This window comes from Streptomyces sp. NBC_01016, from assembly GCF_026341035.1.
Classification (GTDB): Bacteria; Actinomycetota; Actinomycetes; order Streptomycetales; family Streptomycetaceae; genus Streptomyces.
On record NZ_JAPEOQ010000001.1, the window covers coordinates 1791237 to 1809782 of the forward strand.

15 protein-coding genes and 1 tRNA gene are annotated in these 18546 nt (G+C 66.7%); 14 read left to right on the forward strand and 2 right to left on the reverse strand.

Translation table 11 applies throughout. The features are described from left to right. Positions 1–42: 42 nt before the first annotated feature. Together OG746_RS08475 and OG746_RS08480 are read right to left on the reverse strand one after the other, a co-directional pair. A complete protein-coding gene (locus OG746_RS08475) occupies positions 43–1065 on the reverse strand; it encodes an adenosine deaminase (protein WP_266713034.1) in 1023 nt (340 codons plus the stop codon). A 126-nt stretch (positions 1066–1191) separates the two neighbouring features. Then, positions 1192–2439, reverse strand: coding sequence for a pyridoxal phosphate-dependent aminotransferase (locus tag OG746_RS08480; protein ID WP_266713036.1), 1248 nt, complete (start codon positions 2437–2439; stop codon positions 1192–1194). Positions 2440–2641: 202 nt separating this feature from the next. Here OG746_RS08480 and OG746_RS08485 point away from each other — a divergent pair. From OG746_RS08485 to rpsG, 14 genes are all read left to right on the forward strand, one after another. After that, a tRNA-Trp gene (locus tag OG746_RS08485) sits at positions 2642–2714 on the forward strand. 107 nt (positions 2715–2821) lie between these two features. Next, complete coding sequence (secE, locus tag OG746_RS08490) at positions 2822–3100, forward strand: preprotein translocase subunit SecE (protein WP_266713038.1); 279 nt, start codon at positions 2822–2824, stop codon at positions 3098–3100. Between the two features lie 79 nt (positions 3101–3179). Then, positions 3180–4079 carry a transcription termination/antitermination protein NusG gene (nusG, locus tag OG746_RS08495; RefSeq protein ID WP_266713040.1) on the forward strand — a complete coding sequence of 300 codons (900 nt, stop codon included), beginning with the start codon at positions 3180–3182 and terminating at the stop codon, positions 4077–4079. A 203-nt stretch (positions 4080–4282) separates the two neighbouring features. Then, a complete protein-coding gene (gene rplK, locus OG746_RS08500) occupies positions 4283–4717 on the forward strand; it encodes a 50S ribosomal protein L11 (protein WP_040252631.1) in 435 nt (144 codons plus the stop codon). Between the two features lie 77 nt (positions 4718–4794). Beyond that, a complete protein-coding gene (gene rplA, locus OG746_RS08505) occupies positions 4795–5526 on the forward strand; it encodes a 50S ribosomal protein L1 (RefSeq protein ID WP_266713044.1) in 732 nt (243 codons plus the stop codon). 145 nt (positions 5527–5671) lie between these two features. Further along, positions 5672–6355 (forward strand): SCO4651 family lipoprotein, encoded by a 684-nt coding sequence (locus tag OG746_RS08510; protein WP_266713046.1) that lies wholly within the window; start codon positions 5672–5674, stop codon positions 6353–6355. Between the two features lie 74 nt (positions 6356–6429). Next, complete coding sequence (locus tag OG746_RS08515; RefSeq protein WP_266713048.1) at positions 6430–7368, forward strand: SCO4651 family lipoprotein; 939 nt, start codon at positions 6430–6432, stop codon at positions 7366–7368. Positions 7369–7656: 288 nt separating this feature from the next. Continuing rightward, positions 7657–8187: a 50S ribosomal protein L10 gene (gene rplJ, locus OG746_RS08520; RefSeq protein ID WP_266713050.1), complete on the forward strand. Its 531-nt coding sequence runs from the start codon at positions 7657–7659 to the stop codon at positions 8185–8187. Positions 8188–8308: 121 nt separating this feature from the next. Continuing rightward, entirely contained in the window at positions 8309–8695 is a 387-nt protein-coding gene (gene rplL, locus OG746_RS08525) for a 50S ribosomal protein L7/L12 (RefSeq protein WP_266713052.1), read from the forward strand. Between the two features lie 584 nt (positions 8696–9279). Next, positions 9280–12765: a DNA-directed RNA polymerase subunit beta gene (rpoB, locus tag OG746_RS08530; RefSeq protein WP_266713054.1), complete on the forward strand. Its 3486-nt coding sequence runs from the start codon at positions 9280–9282 to the stop codon at positions 12763–12765. A gap of 96 nt (positions 12766–12861) precedes the next feature. Further along, on the forward strand, positions 12862–16761 hold the full coding sequence (locus OG746_RS08535) for a DNA-directed RNA polymerase subunit beta' (protein ID WP_266713056.1): 3900 nt from the start codon (positions 12862–12864) through the stop codon (positions 16759–16761). Between the two features lie 119 nt (positions 16762–16880). Then, positions 16881–17408: a DUF1707 and DUF4190 domain-containing protein gene (locus tag OG746_RS08540; RefSeq protein WP_266713058.1), complete on the forward strand. Its 528-nt coding sequence runs from the start codon at positions 16881–16883 to the stop codon at positions 17406–17408. A 271-nt stretch (positions 17409–17679) separates the two neighbouring features. Further along, positions 17680–18051 (forward strand): 30S ribosomal protein S12, encoded by a 372-nt coding sequence (gene rpsL, locus OG746_RS08545; RefSeq protein WP_003948652.1) that lies wholly within the window; start codon positions 17680–17682, stop codon positions 18049–18051. 2 nt (positions 18052–18053) lie between these two features. Further along, the gene (gene rpsG / locus OG746_RS08550; protein WP_266713060.1) at positions 18054–18524 is read left to right on the forward strand and encodes a 30S ribosomal protein S7; all 471 of its coding nucleotides are present in this window, start codon (positions 18054–18056) and stop codon (positions 18522–18524) included. Positions 18525–18546 lie beyond the last annotated feature (22 nt).

The window sequence follows — 18546 nt, forward strand, 5'->3', positions numbered from 1 at the left end:
CGGGATCGCCTGAGTCGGCGGTCGGCCGGTCGGACGGTCGGCTCAGGCCGCGAGCCACTCGTCCACGCCGCTCAGAAGCTTCTCCCTGATGTCCTCGGGGGCCGCCGAGCCGCGCACCGACTGCCGGGCGAGTTCGGCCAGTTCGGCGTCGGAGAAGCCGTGGTGGCGACGCGCGATGTCGTACTGGGCGGCGAGCCGCGAGCCGAACAGGAGCGGGTCGTCGGCGCCCAGCGCCATCGGCACCCCGGCGTCGTACAGCGTGCGCAGCGGCACGTCCTCGGGCTTCTCGTAGACGCCGAGGGCGACGTTCGAGGCCGGGCACACCTCGCAGGTCACGCCCCCGTCCGCGAGGCGCTTCAGCAGTCGCGGATCCTCGGCTGCCCGCACGCCGTGGCCGACCCGCGTGGCATCCAGGTCGTCGAGGCAGTCGCGCACGGACGAGGGGCCGGTCAGCTCGCCCCCGTGCGGCGCCGAAAGCAGCCCGCCCTCGCGCGCGATGGCGAAGGCCCGGTCGAAGTCCCGCGCCATGCCCCGCCGTTCGTCGTTGGAGAGCCCGAAACCGACGATGCCCCGGTCCGCGTACCGCACCGCGAGCCGCGCCAGCGTACGGGCGTCCAGCGGGTGCTTCATCCGGTTCGCGGCGACGAGGACGCGCATCCCGAGCCCGGTCTCCCGCGCGGCGCTGTCCACGGCGTCGAGGATGATCTCCAGAGCCGGGATCAGGCCGCCGAGACGCGGCGCGTACGAGGTCGGATCGACCTGGATCTCCAGCCACCCGGACCCGTCCGCGATGTCCTCCTCCGCGGCCTCCCGCACCAGACGCTGAATGTCCTCGGGAGCCCGCAGACAGGAACGCGCCGCATCGTAGAGCCGCTGAAAGCGGAACCAGCCCCGCTCGTCCGTCGCCCGCAGCTTCGGTGGCTCGGCCCCGGTCAGCGCGTCCGGGAGCCGCACTCCGTATTTGTCGGCGAGTTCCAACAGGGTCGTGGGCCGCATCGACCCGGTGAAGTGCAGATGCAGGTGGGCCTTCGGCAACTGACGTACATCACGTCCTACACGCTCCATCCCAAGATCCTGCCGTACGCACCTGTCGTACCGGTAGCGCCTTTCCACCTTCGGGGACCCGTCCGAACGAACAAGCGGGCCGCCTCCGGAGGGAGACGGCCCGCTTGCACACGCTTACGTAGAAGCTCAGTCGCGCGCCTCGGCGAGCAGCTTCTGGATGCGCGAGACGCCCTCGACGAGGTCCTCGTCACCGAGCGCGTACGACAGCCGCAGGTAACCCGGCGTGCCGAAGGCCTCGCCCGGAACCACCGCGACCTCGGCCTCCTCCAGGATGAGCGCGGCCAGCTCGACGCTGTCCTGCGGGCGCTTGCCGCGGATCTCCTTGCCGAGCAGACCCTTCACCGACGGGTACGCGTAGAAGGCACCCTCGGGCTCCGGGCAGACGATGCCGTCGATCTCGTTGAGCATCCGCACGATCGTCTTACGACGCCGGTCGAAGGCCTCGCGCATCTTCTCCACGGCCGTCAGGTCGCCGGACACGGCGGCGAGCGCGGCCGCCTGCGCCACGTTGGAGACGTTCGAAGTGGCGTGCGACTGCAGGTTCGTCGCGGCCTTCACCACGTCCTTCGGGCCGATGATCCACCCGACGCGCCAGCCGGTCATCGCGTACGTCTTCGCGACACCGTTGACCACGATGCACTTGTCGCGCAGCTCCGGAAGGAGCGCCGGCAGCGACGTGAACTTCGCGTCTCCGTAGACGAGGTGCTCGTAGATCTCGTCCGTCATCACCCACAGGCCGTGCTCCACGGCCCAGCGGCCGATGGCCTCCGCGTCGGCCTCGCTGTACACGGCGCCCGTCGGGTTCGACGGCGACACGAACAGCACGACCTTCGTGCGCTCGGTGCGCGCGGCCTCCAGCTGCTCCACGGAGACGCGGTAGCCGGTCGTCTCGTCGGCGACGACCTCCACCGGCACACCGCCCGCGAGGCGGATCGACTCCGGGTACGTGGTCCAGTACGGGGCCGGGACGATGACCTCGTCGCCCGGGTCGAGGATCGCGGCGAACGCCTCGTAGATGGCCTGCTTGCCGCCGTTCGTCACCAGGATCTGCGAGGCGTCGACCTCGTAGCCGGAGTCGCGCAGCGTCTTCGCGGCGATCGCGGCCTTCAGCTCGGGCAGACCGCCGGCCGGGGTGTAGCGGTGGAACTTCGGGTTCTTGCAGGCCTCGATGGCCGCCTCGACCACGTAGTCCGGCGTCGGGAAGTCGGGTTCACCGGCGCCGAAGCCGATCACCGGGCGCCCGGCGGCCTTGAGGGCCTTGGCCTTGGCGTCGACGGCGAGGGTCGCGGACTCGGAGATCGAACCGACCCGGGCCGACACCCGACGCTCGGTGGGAGAGGAACCTGCGGACGGAGAAGGAGTTGCAGCGCTCATGACCCCATCGTTCCAGACCGGAAACCCGCCCGGCACACGGGTTTCGAAGAGCATGGGATCCACTCTTGATCCACTTGCGGATGTTGCTCGTTCGACGGGGGGCTCCGGAACACGTACACTCACTGCTCGTTGGCCTTCAACGGCCGCGCCTTCCGACTGCACTCCGTGCGTCAGGGCGGATGCGGTACGTTGGGGGAGACAAAGGGTCGTAGCTCAATTGGTAGAGCACTGGTCTCCAAAACCAGCGGTTGGGGGTTCAAGTCCCTCCGGCCCTGCTACACACTCCTTCGCCAGGATGTGTGCGCATGTACGTACTGCATTGCACCGCCGTGCGGCTCCACCGGGCGCGGCACGGCCACGACCCGGAATCAGGTGAGGACGAGTGACGGACGCCGTGGGCTCCATCGACAAGCCTGATGCTGAGGCACTGGAGTCCAAGAAGGCCCGTAAGGGCGGCAAGCGCGGAAAGAAGGGCCCCTTCGGCCGTCTCGCGCTCTTCTACCGCCAGATCGTCGCGGAACTCCGCAAGGTCGTCTGGCCGACTCGCAATCAGCTCTCGACGTACACCACAGTGGTGATTGTGTTCGTCGTCATCATGATCGGTCTTGTCACCGTGATTGACTATGGCTTCAACCACCTTGTCAAGTACGTATTCGGCTGAGCCGAAAAGCGGAGGGCGCCGAAGTCCGGCGCCCCTTTCGCGCGTTCCACCCCTATGTATCCAGGAAGAAGCAGCCACAGTGTCTGACCCGAACCTGAACGAGGCGATCGAGCCGGTCGAGTCCGCTGAGGACGAGCTCGACATCGTCGAGGCGGCGGACGCCGAGGACCCGGACCAGGCAGAGGCTGCCGACATCGCTGCCGGCGAGCCCGCCGAGGAAGCCGCGGTCGAGACCGTGGTGGACGCCGACGCCGAGGCCGCCGAGGAAGCCCAGGCGGAGGACGTCCCGGCCGAGGCCGAGGAAGCCGTCGCCGAGGCCGAGGAAGCCGTCGAGGCCGAGGAAGCCGTCGAGGAGGAGCCGGTCGACCCGATCACCGCGCTCCGCGAGGAACTGCGGTTCCTGCCCGGCGACTGGTACGTGATCCACACCTACGCGGGCTACGAGAAGCGCGTGAAGGCGAACCTGGAGCAGCGCGCCGTCTCGCTCAACGTCGAGGAGTTCATCTACCAGGCCGAGGTCCCCGAGGAAGAGATCGTCCAGATCAAGAACGGCGAGCGCAAGAACGTCCGGCAGAACAAGCTGCCCGGTTACGTTCTCGTCCGCATGGATCTGACGAACGAGTCCTGGGGCGTCGTCCGTAACACGCCCGGCGTCACCGGCTTCGTGGGCAACGCCTACGACCCGTACCCGCTGACCCTGGACGAGATCGTCAAGATGCTGGCCCCGGAGGCCGAGGAGAAGGCCGCCCGCGAGGCCGCCGAGTCCGAGGGCAAGCCGGCGCCGCAGCGCAAGGTCGAGGTCCAGGTCCTGGACTTCGAGGTCGGCGACTCGGTCACCGTCACCGACGGCCCGTTCGCGACGCTGCAGGCGACGATCAACGAGATCAACGCCGACTCGAAGAAGGTCAAGGGCCTCGTCGAGATCTTCGGTCGCGAGACCCCGGTCGAGCTGAGCTTCGACCAGATCCAGAAGAACTAGCCCTTCCGGCGCCTTCTGGGCACACGCTTCCGAACAGGTCAGACGGGCTGAAAAGCCTGTCTGACCTGCTCGGTTTTTAGCCGCGCATGGATACCCGTTATCGTTGTGCGGTATGCCTCCATCCGGATGATCTGGACGATCATCGATCAGCCTTGATCAGGATGGTGGCTGAACACTCTCACTAAGACCCGGAGAGAGAGCACATGCCTCCCAAGAAGAAGAAGGTCACGGGGCTTATCAAGCTCCAGATCCAGGCCGGCGCCGCCAACCCGGCCCCGCCTGTCGGCCCCGCGCTGGGCCAGCACGGCGTGAACATCATGGAGTTCTGCAAGGCCTACAACGCCGCGACCGAGTCGCAGCGCGGTTGGGTCATCCCGGTGGAGATCACGGTCTACGAAGACCGTTCCTTCACCTTCATCACCAAGACCCCGCCGGCCGCGAAGATGATCCTCAAGGCCGCTGGTGTCGAGAAGGGCTCTGGCGAGCCGCACAAGACCAAGGTCGCCAAGATCACCGAGGCGCAGGTCCGCGAGATCGCCACCACCAAGATGCCCGACCTCAACGCCAATGACCTGGACGCCGCGTCCAAGATCATCGCCGGCACCGCCCGCTCCATGGGCGTCACGGTCGAGGGCTGACCTCCACCTCGTAGATCCATCCGTGGCAGGGCCTGCTCGGCCCGCACCACGACTCCTCTAGAACTCAGGAGAAGCAAGTGAGCAAGCGCAGCAAGTCTCTCCGCGCTGCGGACGCCAAGATCGACGGGGCCAAGCTCTACGCCCCGCTCGAGGCTGTCCGTCTCGCCAAGGAGACCTCCACGTCGAAGTTCGACGGCACCGTCGAGATCGCCTTCCGCCTGGGCGTTGACCCGCGCAAGGCCGACCAGATGGTTCGTGGCACCGTGAACCTCCCGCACGGCACCGGTAAGACCGCCCGGGTCCTGGTCTTCGCGACCGGTGACCGTGCTGCGGCCGCGGAAGCCGCTGGCGCCGACATCGTCGGCTCCGACGAGCTCATCGCCGAGATCGCCAAGGGCGACCGCCTGAACGAGTTCGACGCCGTTGTCGCCACCCCGGACCTCATGGGCAAGGTCGGCCGCCTCGGCCGCGTGCTCGGTCCGCGTGGCCTCATGCCGAACCCGAAGACCGGCACCGTGACGCCGGACGTGGTCAAGGCCGTGAACGAGATCAAGGGCGGCAAGATCGAGTTCCGCGTCGACAAGCACGCGAACCTGCACTTCATCATCGGCAAGGTGTCCTTCGACGACGCCAAGCTGGTGGAGAACTACGGCGCGGCCCTGGAGGAGATCCTCCGCCTGAAGCCGTCCGCCGCCAAGGGTCGCTACATCAAGCGGGCCGCCATCAGCACCACGGTGGGCCCCGGCATTCAGCTCGACTCCAACCGCACCCGCAACCTCCTCGTCGAGGAGGACCCGGCCGCGGTCTGAGCCCCTTAAGGCTCACTGAAGTCGGCTACGGGCCCCGCACCTTTCGAGGTGCGGGGCCCGTTCCGCTTTTCCGGTCCGTACGGTGCCGTGGCTGCGCTAGCTTCGCGGTGACCGACTGGGGGAGTGGATGCTGCGGTACGCGCGCGTGGTGACTCTGGCAGCCGTGGTGGGCATCCTGCTCACCGCCTGCGGCGGGACACAGGAGCACGGGGCCGGCGAGGCGCGCGAAGCACGCGAGGCGCTGCGCACGGCCCGGCAGCAGGTCGTCGCGGCGGGCTCGGCGCGCGTCGACGCGACGATGACCACCGGCAAGCGGCTGACCTCGCGCAGCACGGGCGCGCTCGGCTGGTCGGACGGCGTCGAGGGCACCGTGACCGTACGGGTCACGGGCGGCGAACTGGCCACCTCCACGCGCGCGTTGGGTGGCGACCCGTCCCAGACGCGCTTCCTTCCGGACGCCCAGTACACGCGCATGAGCGACCGGTTCGCCGAGCTCCAGGGCGGCCGGCACTGGATCCGCCGCCCCTACGACACCCGCAGCGACCTCACTCCGGCCGACCCCCTCAAGGACCTCATCGGGGCCGAGGACGTCCACAGGGTGGGCCGGGAGCCCGTGCGCGGCACACGGACCACCCACTACCGGGGGACCTCCGGCCGCCGGCACATCGACGTATGGCTCGATGCCCGGCATCTCCTGGTGCGGCGCACCCAGCACGTGGGCGACTTCACGGTGACCGTCCACTACCGCGAATACGGCGCCCCGGCAGCGGCCGAACGCCCGGCAGCACGGGACACCGTCGACTTCGCGGACGTCACCGGCGCCGGATGAAGCTGTGGGCGGGCTGTCCGAGGCGTCCGCTATCGTGCGGACAGATCGAGACGCACCAAGGGGTGGGATTCAAGATGACTGTTTCCGTACGACGTGTGGTCGGCGCTGCCGCTGCCACCGCGCTGCTGTGTTCGGCCGTCGCCGCTTGTAGTGGCGGGGACGACAAGGGCGGCGACAAGGCCTCCGGGACGGGGTCCCAGTCGGTCGCGCAGGCCGTCAAGGCCGCGTACACGAAGACCTCCGCGGCCAAGTCCGCCAAGGTCGAGATGACCATGAAGATGCCGACGGCTGCCCAGGGCGGCGGCGACATGAAGATGTCCGGCACCATGGGCTGGGACCCGACCGTCATGGATATGACGATGTCCGGCGCCGCGCTCTCGGGGGGCGGCGCGGACGCGCCCAAGAACATCCGCATGCTCATGCAGGACAACGTGATGTACATGGACATGGGCGCCAATGCCGCCAAGTCCATGGACGGCAAGCGCTGGATGAAGATGGACCTCGCCGCCATGGCGAAGAAGTCCGGCGACGAGAAGCTGGCGAGCCAGATGACCGGCAGCCTGGACAACATGAACCAGGACCCGGCCCAGCAGATCGCCGTCCTGCTGGACTCGCCCAACCTGAAGCACCTCGGTTCGGCCACGGTGGACGGCGCCGAGACGCAGCACTACAAGGGCAAGCTGACGGTCGACGAGATGATGGCGAAGAACGACTCGCTGAAGGTCCTCGGCAAGTCGGAGCGCGACCAGCTGCTCAAGAACGTCAAGAAGGCCGGTATCAAGACCTACGACACCGAGCTGTGGATCAACAAGGACGACCTGCCGGTCCGGCTCGACGTCACGATGGACAGCTCGCAGGGCGCCATCCAGGTGTCGGAGAAGTTCTCCGACTACGGCGCCGCGGTGAAGGCCGACGTGCCGCCCGCGAGCCAGACCTTCGACATGATGAAGATGCTCAAGGAGCTCGGCGGGGCCTCCGGCGGCGCCGGCAGCAGCGCCGGTTCTGCCTCTTAGGGGGTCGACCGCGGCGTCTGAGCGGATTTGCTCGACACGCTCTCTTTCACGTAACCTTCCACAGAAGCCAAAGACCGCTGGTCGTTGCCGTGCGCTCGCAAGAGGGTTCGGTGGCCGAAGGATCCGCTGAAACTGCGGACGACCCGCGCAGGTGACCGTGGAAGTGCTCCTGGAACCCCTTCGGGGAATCCGGTCGAGCTCACGCCCCGTGCGCCTGCGCCGGGGCGTTTCGTTTTCCCCAGCCTCCTTGCGAGCGGTCCTCATCACCCGGAAGGAGGCCGACGCTCTATGCCGACGCCCGACAAGGCTGCCGCGGTAGCCGAGCTCACGGACAAGTTCCGCAGCTCGAACGCCGCTGTGCTGACCGAGTACCGGGGTCTCACCGTGGCCCAGCTCAAGCAGCTGCGCCGTTCGCTCGGTGAGAACTCCGAGTACGCCGTGGTGAAGAACACGCTGACCAAGATCGCGGCCAACGAGGCCGGGATCAACACGCTGGACGACCTGTTCAACGGTCCGACGGCGGTTGCCTTCGTCACCGGTGACCCGGTGGAGTCGGCCAAGGGTCTTCGTGACTTCGCCAAGGAGAACCCGAATCTCGTCATCAAGGGCGGTGTCCTTGACGGTAAGGCGCTGTCCGCCGACGAGATCAAGAAGCTTGCGGACCTCGAGTCCCGCGAGGTTCTGCTGTCCAAGCTGGCCGGTGCCTTCAAGGCGAAGCAGTCGCAGGCTGCCTCCGTCTTCAACGCGCTGCCGACGAAGCTCGTCCGCACCGTGGACGCGCTCCGTGCCAAGCAGGACGAGCAGGGCGGTGCCGAGTAACTCGGCTCGCTTTTTGATCCTCGCCGCCTGACCGGGCGGCAGGGATCGCAGCGGGCCCGAACGTACGCCCGCCTCACCCAGTACATCCGGCACCTGCCGATTTAGTGGAAGGACCGCCATCATGGCGAAGCTCACCCAGGACGAGCTGCTTGCGCAGTTCGAGGAGATGACCCTCATCGAGCTCTCCGAGTTCGTGAAGGCCTTCGAGGACAAGTTCGACGTCGAGGCTGCCGCTGCCGCCCCCGTCGTCGTCGCCGGTGCCGCTGGTGGCGCCGCCGCCGAGGCCGTCGAGGAGCAGGACGAGTTCGACGTCATCCTCACCGGCGCCGGTGACAAGAAGATCCAGGTCATCAAGGTCGTGCGCGAGCTGACCTCCCTGGGCCTCAAGGAGGCCAAGGACCTCGTCGACGGCACCCCGAAGCCGGTCCTCGAGAAGGTCGCCAAGGACGCTGCCGCGAAGGCCAAGGAGCAGCTCGAGGCTGCCGGCGCGGCCGTCGAGGTCAAGTAAGACCTCTTCGAGTCTGTCGACTCCTCTCCGGTGAAATTGCTCCCTCGGGAGCTGTAACGCCGAGGTACCGAAGGGCGATCACCCAACTGGGTGGTCGCCCTTCGGCGTTGTCCGGATCGCAGGCCGAGGGTGCCTTGCGCTGTCGGACGTGCAGAGTATGGTGATCTTCGTTGTGCCTGGCGCCACCCCTGTTCGGCCAAGAGGGGGCCTTGACGAACAGCACGCAGCGCGCAATTCTCAGGACGCGTCGTCACAACGATCCGGATCCGAGGCATGGATCGACGGCGAAGAGGGCAGTAAGGATGTGCGCTCAGCGCACAGGGAACGCCGCAGACGGTGAACGGATGAGAACAACGAGGGTCTCAAAAAACCCGCACTGGACATCAGTGGGCCTTCTGGCTACACTGTCCCTTTGCGCTGCCTGTTAGCTGCTCCCTGCCCGTCACCAGGGGCATGCCCTCGCCTCAGCACTGTGGATTGAATCGGCTCTGACCTGGCCATATGCCAGATCAGGGGCTCTGTCCCGTGTATGGCTTGGGACCGGTACGCGCGTAGTGAGTCCGAGCCCTCGGAAGGACCCCCTCTTGGCCGCCTCGCGCAACGCCTCGATCGCGAATACGAACAACGGCGCCAGCACCGCCCCGCTGCGCATCTCCTTTGCAAAGATCAGGGAGCCCCTCGAGGTCCCGAACCTGCTCGCGCTGCAAACCGAGAGCTTTGACTGGCTGCTCGGAAACACCGCTTGGCAGAGTCGGGTCGAGGCGGCTCTCGAGTCGGGTCAGGACGTCCCCAGGAAGTCCGGTCTGGAGGAGATCTTCGAGGAGATCTCCCCGATCGAGGACTTCTCCGGGTCGATGTCCCTGACGTTCCGCGACCACCGCTTCGAACCGCCGAAGAACTCGATCGACGAGTGCAAGGAGCGCGACTTCACGTACGCGGCTCCGCTCTTCGTCACCGCCGAGTTCACCAACAACGAGACCGGCGAGATCAAGTCCCAGACGGTCTTCATGGGCGACTTCCCGCTCATGACCAACAAGGGCACCTTCGTCATCAACGGCACCGAGCGTGTCGTTGTCTCCCAGCTGGTCCGCTCGCCGGGTGTCTACTTCGACTCCTCCATCGACAAGACGTCCGACAAGGACATCTTCTCCGCCAAGATCATCCCGTCCCGGGGTGCCTGGCTGGAGATGGAGATCGACAAGCGCGACATGGTCGGTGTGCGCATCGACCGCAAGCGCAAGCAGTCCGTCACCGTTCTCCTGAAGGCTCTCGGTTGGACGACCGAGCAGATCCTCGAGGAGTTCGGCCAGTACGAGTCCATGCGCGCCACCCTGGAGAAGGACCACACCCAGGGCCAGGACGACGCGCTGCTCGACATCTACCGCAAGCTGCGTCCGGGCGAGCCGCCCACGCGTGAAGCCGCGCAGACGCTGCTCGAGAACCTCTACTTCAACTCGAAGCGCTACGACCTCGCGAAGGTCGGCCGCTACAAGGTGAACAAGAAGCTCGGTGCCGAGGAGCCGCTGGACGCCGGCGTGCTCACGACCGACGACATCATCGCCTCCATCAAGTACCTCGTGAAGCTTCACGCGGGCGAGACGGAGACGGTGGGCGAGTCGGGCCGGGAGATCGTCGTCGAGACCGACGACATCGACCACTTCGGCAACCGTCGTATCCGTAACGTCGGCGAGCTCATCCAGAACCAGGTCCGTACGGGTCTCGCCCGTATGGAGCGCGTCGTGCGTGAGCGCATGACGACCCAGGACGTCGAGGCGATCACGCCGCAGACCCTGATCAACATTCGCCCGGTCGTGGCGTCGATCAAGGAGTTCTTCGGGACCTCGCAGCTGTCCCAGTTCATGGACCAGAACAACCCGCTGTCGGGGCTGACGCACAAGCGTCGTCTGAACGCCCTCGGCCCGGGTGGTCTGTCCCGTGAGCGGGCGGGCTTCGAGGTCCGAGACGTGCACCCCTCGCACTACGGCCGCATGTGCCCGATTGAGACCCCTGAAGGTCCCAACATCGGTCTCATCGGCTCGCTCGCCTCGTACGGCCGGATCAACCCGTTCGGCTTCATCGAGACGCCGTACCGCAAGGTCATCGAGGGCGTCGTCACCGACGACGTCGACTACCTGACGGCCGACGAGGAGGACCGCTTCGTCATCGCGCAGGCCAACGCGCCGCTGACGGAGGAGCTGACCTTCGCCGAGGCCCGCGTCCTGGTCCGCCGTCGTGGCGGAGAGGTCGACTACGTGCCCGGCACGGACGTCGACTACATGGACGTCTCGCCGCGCCAGATGGTGTCGGTCGCGACCGCGATGATCCCGTTCCTCGAGCACGACGACGCCAACCGTGCCCTCATGGGCGCGAACATGATGCGTCAGGCCGTGCCGCTGATTAAGTCCGAGGCGCCGCTCGTCGGCACCGGCATGGAGTACCGCTGCGCCACCGACGCCGGCGACGTGCTCAAGGCCGACAAGGACGGTGTGGTCCAGGAGGTCTCCGCGGACTACATCACCACCGCCAACGACGACGGCACGTACAGCACGTACCGCCTGCACAAGTTCTCCCGCTCGAACCAGGGCACTTCTGTCAACCAGAAGGTCGTCGTGGACGAGGGCGCGCGGATCATCACCGGCCAGGTCCTGGCCGACGGTCCCGCAACCGAAGAGGGCGAGATGGCCCTCGGTAAGAACCTGCTCGTGGCGTTCATGCCGTGGGAGGGTCACAACTACGAGGACGCGATCATCCTGTCGCAGCGCCTCGTGCAGGACGACGTCCTCTCCTCGATCCACATCGAGGAGCACGAGGTCGACGCCCGTGACACCAAGCTCGGCCCGGAGGAGATCACCCGGGACATCCCGAACGTCTCCGAGGAGGTCCTCGCCGACCTCGACGAGCGCGGCATCATCCGTATCGGTGCCGAGGTCGTCGCCGGCGACATCCTCGTCGGCAAGGTCACGCCCAAGGGTGAGACCGAGCTGACGCCGGAGGAGCGCCTGCTCCGCGCGATCTTCGGTGAGAAGGCGCGCGAGGTGCGCGACACCTCGCTGAAGGTGCCGCACGGTGAGATCGGCAAGGTCATCGGCGTCCGCGTCTTCGACCGCGAAGAGGGCGACGAGCTGCCGCCGGGCGTGAACCAGCTGGTTCGTGTCTACGTGGCCCAGAAGCGCAAGATCACCGATGGTGACAAGCTCGCCGGCCGTCACGGCAACAAGGGCGTCATCTCGAAGATCAACCCGATCGAGGACATGCCGTTCCTGGAGGACGGCACCCCGGTCGACATCATCCTCAACCCGCTGGGTGTGCCGTCCCGAATGAACCCGGGACAGGTCCTGGAGATCCACCTCGGCTGGCTCGCCAGCCAGGGCTGGGACGTCTCCGGCCTGAGCGACCAGTGGGCCCAGAGCCTGCAGTCGATCGGCGCCGACCAGGTCGAGCCGCGTACGAACGTCGCGACCCCGGTCTTCGACGGTGCGCGTGAGGACGAGCTCGCGGGCCTGCTCGAGAACGCCCGGCCGAACCGCGACGGCGACCGCATGGTCCTCCCGTCCGGTAAGGCGCACCTGTTCGACGGCCGCTCCGGCGAGCCGTTCCCGGAGCCGATCTCGGTCGGCTACATGTACATCCTCAAGCTGCACCACCTGGTCGACGACAAGCTGCACGCCCGTTCGACCGGTCCGTACTCGATGATCACCCAGCAGCCGCTGGGTGGTAAGGCTCAGTTCGGTGGCCAGCGCTTCGGTGAGATGGAGGTGTGGGCGCTTGAGGCTTATGGCGCCGCTTACGCCCTCCAGGAGCTGCTGACGATCAAGTCCGACGACGTCACCGGCCGCGTGAAGGTCTACGAGGCCATCGTCAAGGGCGAGAACATCCCCGAGCCCGGCATTCCCGAGTCCTTCAAGGTGCTCATCAAGGAAATGCAGTCCCTGTGCCTCAACGTGGAGGTGCTGTCCTCGGACGGCATGTCCATCGAGATGCGCGACACCGACGAGGACGTCTTCCGCGCAGCGGAGGAGCTCGGCATCGACCTGTCCCGGCGCGAGCCGAGCAGCGTCGAAGAGGTCTGACGGGAGTCCGGTAGGGGCCCGGAAACGGGCCCCCGCCGACCCCTCGACCCCCGTTTCAGACCACAGACTTACAACCCTGAGAGGGATTGACGCATAGTGCTCGACGTCAACTTCTTCGATGAGCTCCGGATCGGTCTGGCCACCGCTGACGACATTCGTCAGTGGAGCCATGGCGAGGTCAAGAAGCCCGAGACCATCAACTACCGCACGCTCAAGCCGGAAAAGGACGGGCTCTTCTGCGAGAAGATCTTCGGTCCGACCCGGGACTGGGAGTGCTACTGCGGCAAGTACAAGCGCGTCCGCTTCAAGGGCATCATCTGCGAGCGCTGCGGCGTGGAGGTCACGCGCGCCAAGGTGCGTCGTGAGCGGATGGGCCACATCGAGTTGGCCGCCCCGGTCACTCACATCTGGTACTTCAAGGGCGTCCCGTCGCGCCTCGGCTACCTGCTCGACCTCGCCCCGAAGGACCTCGAGAAGGTCATCTACTTCGCGGCGTACATGATCACGTTCGTCGACGAGGAGCGTCGTACCCGCGACCTGCCCTCCCTCGAGGCGCACGTCCAGGTCGAGCGTCAGCAGGTCGAGAACCGTCGCGACTCCGACCTGGAGGCCCGCGCCAAGAAGCTCGAGACCGACCTGGCCGAGCTCGAGGCCGAGGGTGCCAAGGCCGATGTGCGCCGCAAGGTGCGCGAGGGTGCCGAGCGCGAGATGAAGCAGCTGCGCGACCGTGCGCAGCGCGAGATCGACCGTCTGGACGAGGTCTGGTCGCGCTTCAAGAACCTCAAGGTCCAGGACCTCGAGGGCGACGAGCTCCTCTACCGCGAGCTGCGTGACCGCTTCGGCACGTACTTCGACGGCTCGATGGGTGCCGCGGCGCTGCAGAAGCGCCTCGAGACCTTCGACCTCGAGGAGGAGGCCGAGCGTCTCCGCGAGATCATCCGTACCGGCAAGGGCCAGAAGAAGACCCGTGCGCTCAAGCGCCTCAAGGTCGTCTCCGCGTTCCTGCAGACCAGCAACAGCCCCAAGGGCATGGTGCTCGACTGCGTGCCGGTCATCCCGCCGGACCTGCGTCCGATGGTGCAGCTGGACGGTGGCCGCTTCGCGACCTCCGACCTGAACGACCTGTACCGCCGCGTCATCAACCGCAACAACCGCCTGAAGCGCCTTCTCGACCTCGGTGCGCCCGAGATCATCGTGAACAACGAGAAGCGCATGCTCCAGGAGGCCGTGGACGCCCTCTTCGACAACGGTCGTCGTGGTCGCCCGGTGACCGGTCCCGGTAACCGCCCGCTGAAGTCCCTGAGCGACATGCTCAAGGGCAAGCAGGGTCGTTTCCGTCAGAACCTTCTCGGTAAGCGTGTGGACTACTCCGCGCGTTCCGTGATCGTCGTCGGTCCGCAGCTGAAGCTGCACCAGTGTGGTCTCCCGAAGGCCATGGCGCTGGAGCTCTTCAAGCCGTTCGTGATGAAGCGTCTGGTCGACCTGAACCACGCGCAGAACATCAAGAGCGCCAAGCGCATGGTGGAGCGCGGCCGCACGGTCGTGTACGACGTCCTCGAAGAGGTCATCGCCGAGCACCCGGTTCTGCTGAACCGTGCTCCCACCCTGCACCGCCTCGGCATCCAGGCCTTCGAGCCGCAGCTGGTCGAGGGCAAGGCCATTCAGATCCACCCGCTCGTCTGCACCGCGTTCAACGCGGACTTCGACGGTGACCAGATGGCCGTGCACCTGCCGCTCTCCGCGGAGGCGCAGGCCGAGGCCCGCATCCTGATGCTGTCCTCGAACAACATCCTCAAGCCCGCCGACGGCCGTCCGGTGACGATGCCGACCCAGGACATGGTCCTCGGTCTGTTCTTCCTCACCACCGACGGTGAGCTCCGTGACGTCAAGGGCGAGGGCCGCGCGTTCGGCTCCACGGCCGAGGCGACCATGGCGTTCGACGCCGGCGAGCTGGCGCTCCAGTCGGCCGTCGACATCCGCTTCCCGGTGGGCACCATGCCGCCGCGCGGCTGGACCCCGCCGCCCGTCGAGGAGGGTGAGCCCGAGTACCAGCCGGGTGACAGCTTCCGGCTGCGGACGACCCTGGGCCGCGCGCTCTTCAACGAGCTGCTGCCCGAGGACTACCCGTTCGTCGACTACTCGGTGGGCAAGAAGCAGCTCGGCGAGATCGTCAACGACCTCGCGGAGCGCTACCCCAAGGTCATCGTGGCGGCGACGCTCGACAACCTGAAGGCGGCCGGCTTCTACTGGGGCACCCGCTCCGGCGTCACCGTGGCCATCTCCGACGTCGTCGTTCCCGAGGCGAAGAAGGAAATCGTCGCGGGCTACGAGGCGCAGGACGAGAAGGTCCAGAAGCAGTACGAGCGCGGTCTCATCACGAAGGAAGAGCGCACTCAGGAGCTCATCGCGATCTGGACCAAGGCGACCAATGAGGTCTCCGAGGCGATGAACGCGAACTTCCCGAAGACCAACCCCATCTTCATGATGGTTGACTCGGGTGCCCGAGGAAACATGATGCAGATGCGTCAGATCGCGGGTATGCGTGGTCTGGTGTCGAACGCCAAGAACGAGACGATCCCGCGTCCGATCAAGGCCTCCTTCCGTGAGGGCCTGTCGGTGCTGGAGTACTTCATCTCGACTCACGGTGCTCGTAAGGGTCTTGCGGACACGGCTCTGCGTACCGCCGACTCCGGTTACCTCACCCGTCGTCTGGTCGACGTCTCGCAGGACGTCATCATTCGCGAGGAGGACTGCGGCACCGACCGTGGCCTCAAGCTCCAGATCGCGGAGCGTGGCGCCGACGGCGTGCTGCGCAAGACCGAAGACGTCGAGACCAGCGTGTATGCCCGCATGCTCGCCGAGGACATCGTCGTCGACGGCAAGGTCATCGCGCCGGCCAACGTCGACCTGGGTGACGTGCTCATCGACGCCCTCGTCGCCCACGGCGTCGAGATCGTCAAGACCCGCTCGGTGCTCACCTGTGAGTCCGCGGTCGGCACCTGTGCCTTCTGCTACGGCCGCTCGCTGGCCACCGGCAAGCTGGTCGACATCGGTGAGGCGGTCGGCATCATCGCCGCCCAGTCCATCGGTGAGCCCGGTACCCAGCTGACGATGCGTACCTTCCACACCGGTGGTGTGGCGGGTGACGACATCACCCAGGGTCTGCCCCGTGTCGTCGAGCTCTTCGAGGCTCGTACGCCGAAGGGTGTCGCCCCGATCTCCGAGTCCGCGGGCCGTGTCCGCATTGAGGAGACCGAGAAGACCAAGAAGCTCGTCGTCACCCCCGACGACGGCAGCGACGAGATCCCGTTCCCGATCTCGAAGCGTGCCCGTCTGCTGGTGGGCGAGGGCGACCACGTCGAGGTCGGCCAGAAGCTGACCGTGGGTGCCACCAACCCGCACGACGTGCTGCGCATTCTGGGTCAGCGTGCGGTCCAGGTGCACCTGGTCGGCGAGGTCCAGAAGGTCTACAACTCGCAGGGTGTGTCGATCCACGACAAGCACATCGAGATCATCATCCGGCAGATGCTGCGCCGCGTGACGATCATCGAGTCCGGCGACGCCGAGCTGCTGCCCGGCGAGCTGGTCGAGCGCTCGAAGTTCGAGGGCGAGAACCGTCGTGTGGTCACCGAGGGCGGTCACCCCGCCTCCGGCCGTCCGCAGCTGATGGGTATCACCAAGGCCTCGCTGGCGACGGAATCCTGGCTGTCGGCCGCCTCCTTCCAGGAGACGACCCGAGTCCTGACGGATGCGGCGATCAACGCCAAGTCCGACAGCCTCATCGGCCTCAAGGAGAACGTCATCATCGGTAAGCTCATCCCGGCCGGTACGGGTCTGTCCCGCTACCGCAACATCCGGGTGGAGCCCACCGAGGAGGCCAAGGCCGCGATGTACTCGGCCGTCGGCTACGACGACATCGACTACTCGCCGTTCGGCACCGGCTCCGGCCAGGCCGTTCCGCTGGAGGACTACGACTACGGTCCGTACAACCAGTAGGCGAGCAGCTGCTTGAAACCGCAGGGCGGCCACCCCGGGTAGAACCGGGGTGGCCGCCCTGCGGCGTATTGACGCATGATGGACACCACAACATGTTTGGGTCCCGGGGGAGTGGTCTCGTGTCGAATCCGTCGTGGCAGCCGGTCCCGTGGCCGGGCCATCAGGGTCATCAGCCGTCGATGCTGGCCGCGCATGCGGACCGGGAGCGCGCCGTCGATGTGCTTCGCGCGGGGTTCGCGGAGGGACGGCTGCAGCAGAGCGAGTACGAGCGGCGGATCGAGCGGGCCTATCAGGCGCGCACCGTGGGGGAGCTGACCATGCTCGTCGCCGATCTGCCGCAGGGTCCTGCGCCCCAGCAGCAGATGCAGATGCAGCAGCCGATGATGGGCGTGCCCAGGACGTTCCTGCCGGCGCCCCCGCCGACCAACGGGAAGGCGATCGGGGCGCTGGTGTGCGGTGTGGGCACGTTCTTCAGTGCCGGGGCCTCGGCGATCCCCGCGGTGATCCTGGGCCACATGGCGCGCAAGGAGATCCGGGAGCGGGGCGAATCCGGCGACGGGATGGCGGTCGGCGGGCTGGTGCTCGGGTGGCTTTCCGTGGCGTTCTGGGCCCTGATCATCGTCGCGATCGTCGTCTCCGCGGCCTAGTCGCCACGAGCGGGGCGCCCGGCGTGTCCTGGCTCCGGGGTATTTGTTTTGACCACAGCGTATGAGATAGGTACGCTCAGACCTTGTGCCTGGGGTGTGCCTGGGCTCGTGTGCGTGTCATCTGCCGCACGGCGAGTCCGATCATGGCCACCGCAATCTGCCGCCTTCCCGCCTTCGGTGGGGGTCTGCAGTATTCGACACACCCGACCGCGTGGGTCGGGAAACGTTCCAGGTTAGCTTTACTACTCGGCACACAGAAACCGGAGAAGTAGTGCCTACGATCCAGCAGCTGGTCCGGAAGGGCCGGCAGGACAAGGTCGAGAAGAACAAGACGCCCGCGCTCGAGGGTTCGCCCCAGCGTCGTGGCGTCTGCACGCGTGTGTTCACGACCACCCCGAAGAAGCCGAACTCGGCCCTCCGTAAGGTCGCGCGTGTGCGTCTGACCAGCGGCATCGAGGTCACGGCCTACATTCCGGGTGAGGGACACAACCTGCAGGAGCACTCCATCGTGCTCGTGCGCGGCGGCCGTGTGAAGGACCTGCCCGGTGTTCGTTACAAGATCATCCGCGGTTCGCTTGACACCCAGGGTGTCAAGAACCGCAAGCAGGCCCGCAGCCGCTACGGCGCCAAGAAGGAGAAGTAAGAATGCCTCGTAAGGGCCCCGCCCCGAAGCGCCCGGTCATCATCGACCCGGTCTACGGTTCTCCTCTGGTGACCTCCCTCATCAACAAGGTGCTGCTGAACGGCAAGCGCTCCACCGCCGAGCGCATTGTGTACGGCGCCATGGAGGGCCTGCGTGAGAAGACCAGCAACGACCCGGTCATCACGCTGAAGCGCGCGCTTGAGAACATCAAGCCGACCCTCGAGGTCAAGTCCCGCCGTGTCGGTGGCGCGACCTACCAGGTGCCGATTGAGGTCAAGCCCGGCCGCGCCAACACCCTCGCGCTCCGCTGGCTCGTCGGCTACTCGCGCGCCCGTCGCGAGAAGACGATGACCGAGCGTCTGACGAACGAGCTGCTCGACGCCTCCAACGGCCTCGGTGCTGCCGTCAAGAAGCGCGAGGACACGCACAAGATGGCCGAGTCCAACAAGGCCTTCGCGCACTACCGCTGGTAGTCGCAACCCACATCGAGACCGA

What these genes read in the sequence shown, in the direction of transcription:
- OG746_RS08475 (WP_266713034.1), bottom strand. Translation starts at nt 1,065, where the DNA reads ATGGAGCGTGTAGGACGTGATGTACGTCAGTTGCCGAAGGCCCACCTG.
- OG746_RS08480 (WP_266713036.1), bottom strand. Translation starts at nt 2,439, where the DNA reads ATGAGCGCTGCAACTCCTTCTCCGTCCGCAGGTTCCTCTCCCACCGAG.
- rplK (WP_040252631.1), top strand. Translation starts at nt 4,283, where the DNA reads ATGCCTCCCAAGAAGAAGAAGGTCACGGGGCTTATCAAGCTCCAGATC.
- OG746_RS08515 (WP_266713048.1), top strand. Translation starts at nt 6,430, where the DNA reads ATGACTGTTTCCGTACGACGTGTGGTCGGCGCTGCCGCTGCCACCGCG.
- rplJ (WP_266713050.1), top strand. Translation starts at nt 7,657, where the DNA reads ATGCCGACGCCCGACAAGGCTGCCGCGGTAGCCGAGCTCACGGACAAG.
- rplL (WP_266713052.1), top strand. Translation starts at nt 8,309, where the DNA reads ATGGCGAAGCTCACCCAGGACGAGCTGCTTGCGCAGTTCGAGGAGATG.
- rpsG (WP_266713060.1), top strand. Translation starts at nt 18,054, where the DNA reads ATGCCTCGTAAGGGCCCCGCCCCGAAGCGCCCGGTCATCATCGACCCG.